The 1,895-nt window shown below is 70.0% G+C and carries 1 protein-coding gene and 1 pseudogene; both read right to left on the reverse strand.

Translation table 11 applies throughout. From position 1 onward, the window contains the following. Positions 1-305, reverse strand: a pseudogene (locus tag ACZ4TR_RS49355) (Crp/Fnr family transcriptional regulator); the annotation flags it as partial. Positions 306-474: 169 nt separating this feature from the next. Then, positions 475-1,878, reverse strand: a complete 1,404-nt coding sequence (locus ACZ4TR_RS49360) for a family 2B encapsulin nanocompartment shell protein (protein WP_465296161.1) — start codon at positions 1,876-1,878, stop codon at positions 475-477. Between the last annotated feature and the right edge of the window lie 17 nt (positions 1,879-1,895).

The following is a 1,895-nucleotide window of genomic DNA, read 5'->3' on the forward strand; positions in this document are numbered from 1 at the left end:
GCACTCAGCGCTTGTTCGTCGTTGAAGCCGCGGAGGAGTTCGAGTTCGGTGAGTTCGGCGGGGATGACGTGGACGCGGGCGCCGGTGGTGTAGAAGGAGAGTTTGCCGTCGCCGATGGTGTAGGTGAGGCGGCGGTTGACGCGGTAGCTGCCGGCGGGGACGTCGACCCAGGGCAGCTGGGAGAGCAGCCAGCGGGTGGTGATGCCGCGCATCTGCGGCAGGGTCTTGGTCGTCGTGGTCAGCGTCCGCGCGGCGGTGACGCCGAGGGACAGCTGGGGCGCCGACGGTTCTTCGGTGACGGTCACGGGCTCACGCGCCGATCGGGTTCGGGTGCTCCGGCACCATGGGGCCGGGGCACGACGCGGGCCGCGGCGGTGCCGAGCCCGGTCGGCCCGAAGGCCGACGGCGGCAGGCCGGGCCCGGGGCGCGGCGGTTCCGCGTCGGGCTTGCGGGGCGGTGTCGCAGGCTCCGGCATCACGCCTCCCGGCCGAGTTCGGCGGCTTCCAGCACGGCCAGCGCGTCCGGCACCAGCACCGCGGCGGAGTAGTACGCCGACACGAGGTAGGAGATGATCGCCTGTTCGGAGACGCCCATGAACCGCACGTTCAGCCCCGGCTGGTACTCATCCGGCAACCCGGTCTGGTGCAGCCCGACCACGCCCTGGGCCTGTTCCCCGGTGCGCATCAGCAGGATCGAGCTGGTCCGGGTCTCGGTCACCGGGATCTTGTTGCACGGCAGGATCGGGACGCCGCGCCACGCGGGGACGTGGTGCCCGCCGAAGTCCACCGCGTCCGGGTAGACCCCGGCCTTGGTGCATTCGCGGCCGAACGCGGCGATGGTCTTGGGGTGGGCCAGGAAGAACCCGGGGTCCTTCCAGACCAGGGCGAGGAGTTCGTCGAGGTCGTCCGGTGTCGGGGGGCCGGTGCGGGTGGGGATGCGCTGGGCGAAGTCGGCGTTGTGCAGCAACCCGAAGTCGGTGTTGTTGATCAGTTCGTGTTCCTGGCGTTCCCGCAGCGCTTCCACGGTCAGCCGTAGCTGCTGCTCGATCTGGTTCATCGGCTGGTTGTAGAGATCCGCCACCCGCGAATGCACCCGCAGCACGGTCTGGGCGACGGACAGTTCGTATTCGCGGGGTTGGGCGTCGTAGTCGACGAACGTGCCGGGCAGCATCGGTTCGCCGTCGTGGCCGGAGGCGAGGGAGATTTCGGCTTCGCCGTGGTCGTTGCGGGCGGTGGAGCCGACGGCGGTGAACGCGTCCAGGTGCGCTTGCAGGGTCTCCGAGCGGGACAGGACGTCGTCGAAGACGTGCCGGGGCAGGGCCAGGACGGTGCAGGTGGTGACGGCTTTGGCGGTGAACTCCCAGATGCCGTCGTCGCGGATCAGGGCGGTTTCGCCGAAGTAGTCGCCGTCGGCCAGCGTGCCGAGGACGGTCTGGTCGCCGTAGGCGCCGGTGCCGACTTTGGTGATCTTGCCGTGGGCGATGAGGAACACCTGGTCGGCTGGGGAGCCGAACTCGACCAGTGCGTCGCCGGGCTGGTATTCCTGCTGGGCGAAGCGGGAGGCCAGTTCGGTGAGGACTTCTTCGTCGTCGTAGCCGCGTAGCGGGGCGAGTTCGCCGAGTTCGGGTGGGATGACGCGGACGTCGGCGCCGGTGGTGGTGAAGGTGACCCGGCCGTCGCCGACGGCGTAGGAGAGGCGGCGGTTGACGCGGTAGGCGCCGCCGGAGACCTCGACCCAGGGCAGCAGTTTGAGCAGCCAGCGGGAGGAGATGCCCTGCATCTGCGGGACCGACTTGGTCGTCGTGGCCAGGGTGCGGGCCGCGGCCCGTCCGAGGCTCAGCGGTGCCTGGTCGGTGTCCACCGGGTCGGTGACAGTCACAGCGAGAACCACCCAAT

The sequence above is a fragment of the Amycolatopsis sp. NPDC028719 genome (assembly GCF_055565395.1).